The organism is Mycobacterium innocens, from assembly GCF_900566055.1.
GTDB classification, from domain to species: domain Bacteria; phylum Actinomycetota; class Actinomycetes; order Mycobacteriales; family Mycobacteriaceae; genus Mycobacterium; species Mycobacterium innocens.
In genome coordinates this window covers 1-7438 of record NZ_UPHQ01000291.1, presented here as the reverse complement: position 1 = coordinate 7438, position 7438 = coordinate 1, and the positions used below count along the sequence as shown (strand labels likewise).

Genomic DNA, 7438 nt, shown 5'->3' with positions numbered 1-7438 from the left:
GCCTGCATCTGATAGGTGCACTCCTTGATCGATTCTCGAACGCTAGCAAACATCGATTATCGTTGAGGCAGTGCACCTTTCACGTTCACGACACACCTCAGCACCGAATCGCGTGAACTATTGAGGCCTACTTATCAGTGAACGGTGCACCAGCGGCGCGGACACCTGATCAGAACAGGACTGTTGGTAGGTCTATCCACAGGCCCGGCGCCGGGCTGCCGGTCGCCGTTCGCCGGCTTGGCCCGGAGACCCTTTGTCTTCCTAGACGAGCCTGAATGTTCGGGCAGATCGCGGGTGCCGGTTCGTTGTCGCGGTGACTCCTGTGGACCTTCAGGACCTTGAGTCCTCACCGTGACGACCTGGTGGAACCCGGACAGAAACCGCCATACATATCCCGGCGCGATGTAGTCCGCGACAATTTGAAGTTAACATCGACGACGCTCTGCTCACATGTCGGCTACACACCGAGGGCCGTCGGCGCCCGCGGGTGACCCGACCCGTTCGCGTGCCTGCAAGTGCCCAGAACAGGTCAGGTGAGCTGAACGACGCGAACCCGCCCCTGAACTGAGGCCGAATCTATCGTGAGCCGGCCACTCCATGGTGTACCCTCAGCGGGTATGAGGAGCATCCGATGGTCATCGGATGACCGACGTGTCGAAGCATGTGGACCGCCGCGATTGCGCTTTGCTATCGTCGTGGCGGTCGCCGTCGCAGCATTGACGATCGTTGGTCACTGCGTGCCGGTGCGCGCGGCTGCTTCAGCCTTTTCGCCGCAGCAACAACTGTCGATTGCCTCGCTTCCTGTACCAGTCCATACCAGCGCTGATCAGCCTCAGCTTGCGCAAGAGCGGCCGATCTGCAAGGCGTCCAAGGTGTTCGCGATTGATGCGATACCAAAGGTGGCAGTGCCTGCGCTGGTCCTACTCGGCGTGGCCCTGGCGGCGCTGGCAGCCAGGGGGTGGCTGACTCAGCTTGCGGCACCGGCGGGGCGGAGCCCTCCACACCCATGTGTTGCCATTCTCTCCGGTCGAGATCTTCTGACTCGGTACTGCTTAGCTCGTCGCTGATTGGTCAGCGTCAGGCCATGGTGCTACGCCACGGCTGGTGACATCTGCCCATGTCGATTCCGGCGCGGTAGTCGCGCCCTGATCTAAGCCGATTCACATGAATCATTCACTGTTTGAACACTTATCCGCATGTATGAGTGTGTCCGAGCTACCCGGCTTCTCACGGCCAAGCGGTGGAGAGCGTCATAGACTCCTCAGCCGAGGTCGATTCAGCAGATTCACACCCGCGGTAAGCGCACGCCGGTCGACGACCACAGGGCTATCCAGGCGTGCGACCCGATGGAAACAATCGCCGGCAGCTCCGGTGATCCACACTCACGCAACGCGCCGGCGGGTGGGGGCTGGTCCGTCACGGTCAGACGCGCTTGCGGATAGCTGCTGATCGACTTCCCGATTCCGTCGATCGTCCAAACCCCTCTACATGGTCAGATCGTCCGCGCCATCGGGAAGTGAAAGCATCCTCGGCGGCGGAGCCTAAGTCTTGAAAGGAGATTACAAATGTCTTTTGTAATAACACATCCGGAAACAATGGCGTCGGCGGCCGGTGATCTAGAGAACATCGGCGCGGCGATGGAAGCCGGAACTGCGGCGGTCGCAGTCGCGACGGCCGCAGTGCTACCGGCCGCCGCTGACGAAGTTTCGACGTTGACGGCGGCCCAGTTCGCCGCGCACGCGCAGTTGTACCAAGCAGTGGCTGCCCAGGCCACAGCGATTCACGACCAGTTCGTCGCCGCCCTGGCGACTAGCGCTGGGTCCTATGCCGCCACCGAGGCTGCCAATGCGGCCGCGACCGGCTAACGCGGCGGCCTGTAGCTGAAGGGATATGCGAATGGATTTCGGGGCACTTCCGCCGGAAGTCAATTCGGCCAGGATGTATTCGGGTCCCGGCTCGGGGCCGATGCTGGCCGCCGCGACCGGCTGGGATGAGCTGGCCGTTGAAATGAGTTCAGCCGCAACATCTTATGCGGCGGTAGTCGCACGGTTGACTGGCCTGTTCTGGTACGGCCCGGCGGCGACCTGGATGGCGTCGGCAGCTGCGCCCTATGTGACGTGGATGAGCACGACCGCCACCGCAGCAGAGCAGGCCGCCGACCAAGCCCGTGCCGCAGCCGCCGCATATGCGGCGGCCTTTGCTGCGACCGTGCCCCCACCGGTCATCGCGGCCAATCGCAGCTTGTTGATGGCCCTGGTTGCCACAAACATCTTCGGGCAGAACACGCCGGCGATCGCGGCCACCGAGGCGCAGTACGGGGAAATGTGGGCTCAAGATGCTACGGCTATGTATGGGTATGCCGGTTCGTCAGCGGCCGCGTCGACGTTAACGCCTTTCGCGCCGCCCCAGCAGGTCATCAATCCGGGCGGTTTGAGTGCCCAGGGTGCCGCTGTCGCCCAAGCCATGGGCGGTTCGGTGGCAACCGACACACAGGCCGCCCTCACGCAGCTGACGTCGTCCTTACCCACCGTGTTGCAGGGACTAGCTTCACCCCTGTCGTCGAGTTCGCTTACCTCGACGCTGAGTTCGATGAGCCCGATGCTGTCGGTGACCAGCTCGACCGCGTGGATCGCCAGCGCCGGCCTGTCGGCCGGGGAGAAACTCAAGGGCCTGCTCCCCGCGGCCACCAGCGCGCTCGCACCAGCAGTTGCCGAAGGGTTGGCTACTGGGCCACTCGGATCAGGCTTGGCCGGCTTGGCAAACTTCGGCGGCGCCGGCACGGCGGTGTCGGCGGGCATGGGGCAGGCGGGATTGGTCGGGTCGCTGTCGGTGCCGCAGAGTTGGACGACCGCCGCCCCGGCCAAGGCGGCCGCGGCACTGACTGGCACCGGCCTCAGTGCCGCTCCGGCCGCCGACGCGGCTGTTCCGGGCAGCATGTTAGGTGGGCTGCCACTGGCAGGTGCAGCCGCGCGCGGCGTAGCCGGGATTGTCCCCGATGCCCGGTTCCTGGAACGCCCCCCCATGGTGCCTCGCTGGTCAAACCTGGGATAGCACAAGACCGCCACTGAGTCCCGCCAGTACCGCGGTTGCGTAAGCGTGCTGCGCCGACATGAGCTTCCAACATCTCCGTCGTTGGACGATCGTGCCGCTCGCCACCGCCTGGTCCTGGCGGATCCAATTCCGCAAGGCCTCTGGGTGCACGTTCAGCTGACGAGTTAGCTGCGCGATCACCGGCTTCGGTGTCGACTCCCGATACAACCGCACCGCGCGTTCACGCAGCTCGGCCGGATACTTCCTCTTCGCTGCCACTGAGACTTCCTTCCTCCAGGCTTACAAAAAGCAAACCTGGTTCGGAAGTCTCCGGAAAACCGGGGCAAGCACAAAGTGCCATCCGCGGTCCGAGCCCAACCGCGACGTCGCGTCGTCACCAGAGCCCAACCAGAAACCCATGCCGGGTAAGGGTACCATCACAACTGATGGCTTGGTCGTCTGCCAGCAGCTAGGGCTGCCGAGCCCGCTGTGGGGCGATGGCGATCTGCGACGGCGGACTGGTGTGGGCGTTGCCCGGGTGGCTTCGGCTTTGCCATTACATAAACTGGTGGGCCCGATCAGGATATCCAACGATCTGCCTTCGACCTGCGGTCTTGGACTGCGACCGCAACGATCATCAGACGGGAAGGGTTATGCCCCAGACTGCAAACGTACAAACTCGGGATCCGCGAGCGCTCGTGCTCACCTATAGCGGAGTACTAGCCGCAGTCGCCGGTTGGATCAACTCGGTAGCGTTGCTGGTCTGGGTGTATCCGGTCGGCAACCTCACGGCTTTGACCACAAAGATTGGCCAGCACACTACCAATCCGTTACTGCATCCGGGTGGCATGATCGCCGCGATCGTGGCCGGGTTTCTGGCCGGCGTCCTGGGGGCCGGCGCGGTGCTGGCTGCCACGCAAGACCGTACTGGCCCGCGCCACGCCGCGGTCCTGCTCGGCGAAGCGGCGCTGCTGCTGGCCGCCGCCGGTATCGAACACCCCTTGATCAGGGCGCCGCTGGCAGCTGCGGCGTGCGGACTGCAGAACGGGATGACTTCCAGTTTCCCGGGGATGCCGATCCGCACCACGCACTTCACTGGCACCATCACCGACCTCGGCCTGCTTGTGGCGCGTAGCCACCGTCACGGAATGGACAACTGGAAAGCTGCGGTCTTGACTGCGACTGTAATGCTGTTCATCGGCGGTGCTGCCGGTGGCGTGATACTTGGCGGCCGCATCGGCGACCGTGCGCTGATCCCGGCGGCCGTCGCGTGCGTAGCTCTCGCGGTCGCCAACGTATTGCATGACCGCAGGCGTCGGGCATCCGATGCCGGGAAGGAGTCGGCCGGCAGCACGACGGTAATGCGGTAAGGCCTGGCCGTGGGTGTGGGTCAGGTAAGGCTCTCCGACGATGCGGACTTGGAGTTCGATGCTGACCAGCAGCACGCGACCAAAGCGAGCGGGTCGGGTCATCAGGGTAATGCCAACGGAGAAGATCGGCATGGCGGCGAAGATCGGGCGGCGCACCAGCTCGAAGTCACCGTGCACCAATGTGGTGTCGCGCTCGCGTCGATTCCGATGCGCCAGGACTCCCATGTTGCGGCTGGCGTAGAGGGTCCGCCGATCTCCGCGCCCGCCAACACCATTCCGGCCCTAATCCATGGCGCGTGCAGCATGGCGATTCGGGGGCGGGCACTTCGAAGAACAAGCAGCATGGGCGAGAGAGCTAAACGCCCCGTCATAGCTGGTGAGTAGCGCGCAATTGCCATGCGCGTGCCGCCAGCGTTTCATACGGCCACACCTCCACCGCCACTACGCCCGGATTTAGGGAGCGCCGGCTTGGTCCGGGTTCCAAGTGCCCGGAATCATCGGCAGCCTTGGCCCGATGCCGAACTCATCCTCGGCCAGCGTGGTCATCCCCCCCGCCACAGCGCCCGTTTCCGTACTCACGGTGCCAGCGAACCCCAGATTTCCGGCGCCTCGATCCGAGGAAACGGCCGTCGGCTCCCCACCCGGCGGTAGGCCCCAGTCCGGGTCGACATCGACATTCATCTCCATGAACTCATCGCCGTGGTCGTGTAGCGCCGTGCGTCGACGTCGACGTGCCCGCGCGGCCGCGCCGGCTGCCACTGCGGCAGAATAGGGCTCCGGCGCCTTCTTCTTGGCACGGGCACTGGCACTGGCACTACTGCTCATCCCGGACCCGAAGCCTAGGCCAGGGCCGCCGCCCACCAGGAACGGGTAGCCGAAGCCTGCGGCGGCCGGAGCCGGTGGCGGCGGTGTCGGCCCAGCGCTGGCCACCGTGCTCGTCGCGGGCGCGGGCGCGGGCGCGGGAGCCGGCGCACCGGGCGCGACCGTGACGACCCCCGGGGCCATCCCAGTGACGGGCAACATTGGCCCTGCAGAGGCGACAGGCGGCGCCACGACGGCGGGGATCGCCGCAGGCTGGATAGCGGCCAGGCCGGAAAGCCCCGTCAAACCGGTAACCGCGCCCAAATTGGAGACGGCGGTGCCAAGTGCGACCGCCAGCAATTGCGGAGACTGGTTCAACGCTTGGAGAAGTTGCGGTATGTGCTCCGGGTAGTCGAAGAATAGAAGATCAAAATATGACTGCAAAGCCTCTTGCGGATTCGTAACGAGTTCCTGAACAAACGTCTCAAAATCTTTCGGGAATTCGATAGCGCGAGTAACCCACCAGTACGGGTCGGCCGCATTCGTATAGTCTTCAAAAGGGATCCCGTTCAGGGTCCCTTCGGCGATATCCCAATTCACCCGGCCACCGGAGACGATGCGCAAGAATTCCGCAACGACGTAGTCGATAGGGGTGGGCGTACCTTCGTCCGCGACCTTATCCGCCTGGGCGCCCTCTTGGTTCTGCTGCATGATCTCCGGTGCGGGATCGGTCTGCGGTGTCGACGCCAGCGCCGCGTCGGACACTGCTTCATAGGTCGCCATGGTGGTGGCCGCCTGGATCCACATCCGGACATAGTCGGCCTCGTTGAGCGCGATCGGGATGGTGTTGATCCCGAAGAAGTTCGTCGCCACCAACGTCCCGTGGATGACGTGGTTGGTAGCTAGCTCGGGCAGCGTTGGCATCGCTGCCAGCGCGGTTGTGTATGCGGCGGCTGCGATCTCGTGCTGTGCAGCTGCTTGCGCACTGGTTGTGCTGGCCTGGGTCAGCCACGCCAGGTACGGCATGTGCGCGGCCACATACCGTTGGGCACTCGGCCCTCCCCAAACGCCTCCATGTACCGCGCCCAGCAAAGCCATGAGCTCGTCGGCCACCGCGGTGTACTCGGCGCTCAGCGACGACCACGCCGCAGCGGCCGACAACAACGACCCGGGTCCCGGGCCGCTGCTGAGCAGCATCGAGTGCGCTTCCGGCGGAAACGCCATCCACACCGTGGCCATATGAACACCCCCTCACCCTTAGCGCCGACTTCGAACCTTACTGAGTTTGACAATCGTTTTCAATACGGCGACACGTAGGGGACGTTCGGATTTACTGACCGTGGCCATACCCACCGGGGGTAGGGATCTAAGCCACTTCAACGCGGGGCAGGAGGTCACTATCCCAGCATTGGCCGGCAACGACAATGGAGGTTGCGACCTAACTCGTATGGTCTGAATCGGGTATGTGCTATGGACCTGCACCCGCATACACACCTTCGTTCGGCAGCATGGGCGCCAGACGATCAGCCCTTTCGCCCCTGGGAAGATGCGGCACAACTCGCGGCCGAACGGATTTGGAGCCGTTCCGCGGCCGAAGGGGTGGCGAATTCTTGTGACGAATACTGAGCGACGTGCTGGATGGGGGATGCGAGTGCTCGACGAGATCGTCCGCGCCGGTGGCCATGCCACACCTCAAACCGAATGTCGGTTCAAAAATGCGCCGGTGTTCGCATACCTTCCGCACGCGCGATCCCTACGGTTCGCCATGGATCTTGCTCGCGGATACTCGTTGGTGGCGGTGGAAGGCTCGGTATTCCCGCTGAGCGGGTGGGCGGCCGGTGCCGACGCGATTAGCCTGCCGACCAAAAGCGTTACTTCACACAGTATTCCCGATCGGGTGCGCCGAGATTTCGATACGCTCATATCATACGGTGGGCACAACGGCTGCCAGTTATGCGATCTCCCAGGGTGTATCTGCTCTGGGGGCCAAGCGGCTTCGTGAGTTTCTACGCAGCGAGAATCACGACCTCGGTTCTCGCGGGCCGCGCCTGATCTAGGGTGCCGGGTGGCCCCGGGGGGTCGCACCCCGGGGCTCCCACAGAACGGAGCGTGACAGTCTCCCGTCACTCCGCTCTTCTCATCCAGTCCGTTTAGAACTCGGTCATCCACGCCCAGTGGGCGAACATGCCTGGTTGACGTTGCACCAGGTCTTTCCACCATCGCTGGGCCCTTTTGAA

6 protein-coding genes are annotated in these 7438 nt (G+C 63.9%); 4 read left to right on the top strand and 2 right to left on the bottom strand.

Translation table 11 applies throughout. From position 1 onward, the window contains the following. Positions 1-617 precede the first annotated feature (617 nt). From lpqS to EET03_RS27950, 3 genes are all read left to right on the top strand, one after another. The gene (gene lpqS, locus EET03_RS33310; RefSeq protein ID WP_482805339.1) at positions 618-1067 is read left to right on the top strand and encodes a putative copper homeostasis (lipo)protein LpqS; all 450 of its coding nucleotides are present in this window, start codon (positions 618-620) and stop codon (positions 1065-1067) included. A 498-nt stretch (positions 1068-1565) separates the two neighbouring features. Next, on the top strand, positions 1566-1865 hold the full coding sequence (locus tag EET03_RS27955; protein ID WP_063472911.1) for a PE family protein: 300 nt from the start codon (positions 1566-1568) through the stop codon (positions 1863-1865). Positions 1866-1896: 31 nt separating this feature from the next. Continuing rightward, positions 1897-3051 carry a PPE family protein gene (locus tag EET03_RS27950; protein ID WP_075541097.1) on the top strand — a complete coding sequence of 385 codons (1155 nt, stop codon included), beginning with the start codon at positions 1897-1899 and terminating at the stop codon, positions 3049-3051. On the opposite strand, the gene EET03_RS27945 is transcribed toward EET03_RS27950, so the two are convergent. Beyond that, positions 3037-3309, bottom strand: coding sequence for a transposase (locus EET03_RS27945; RefSeq protein WP_075541096.1), 273 nt, complete (start codon positions 3307-3309; stop codon positions 3037-3039). The genes EET03_RS27950 and EET03_RS27945 overlap by 15 nt on opposite strands. A gap of 374 nt (positions 3310-3683) precedes the next feature. Here EET03_RS27945 and EET03_RS27940 point away from each other — a divergent pair, with 374 nt between their 5' ends. Then, positions 3684-4400 carry a YoaK family protein gene (locus tag EET03_RS27940; protein ID WP_075541095.1) on the top strand — a complete coding sequence of 239 codons (717 nt, stop codon included), beginning with the start codon at positions 3684-3686 and terminating at the stop codon, positions 4398-4400. 453 nt (positions 4401-4853) lie between these two features. Here EET03_RS27940 and EET03_RS27930 read toward each other — a convergent pair whose 3' ends face one another. Next, positions 4854-6440 (bottom strand): PPE family protein, encoded by a 1587-nt coding sequence (locus tag EET03_RS27930; protein WP_075541093.1) that lies wholly within the window; start codon positions 6438-6440, stop codon positions 4854-4856. Positions 6441-7438: the final 998 nt, after the last annotated feature.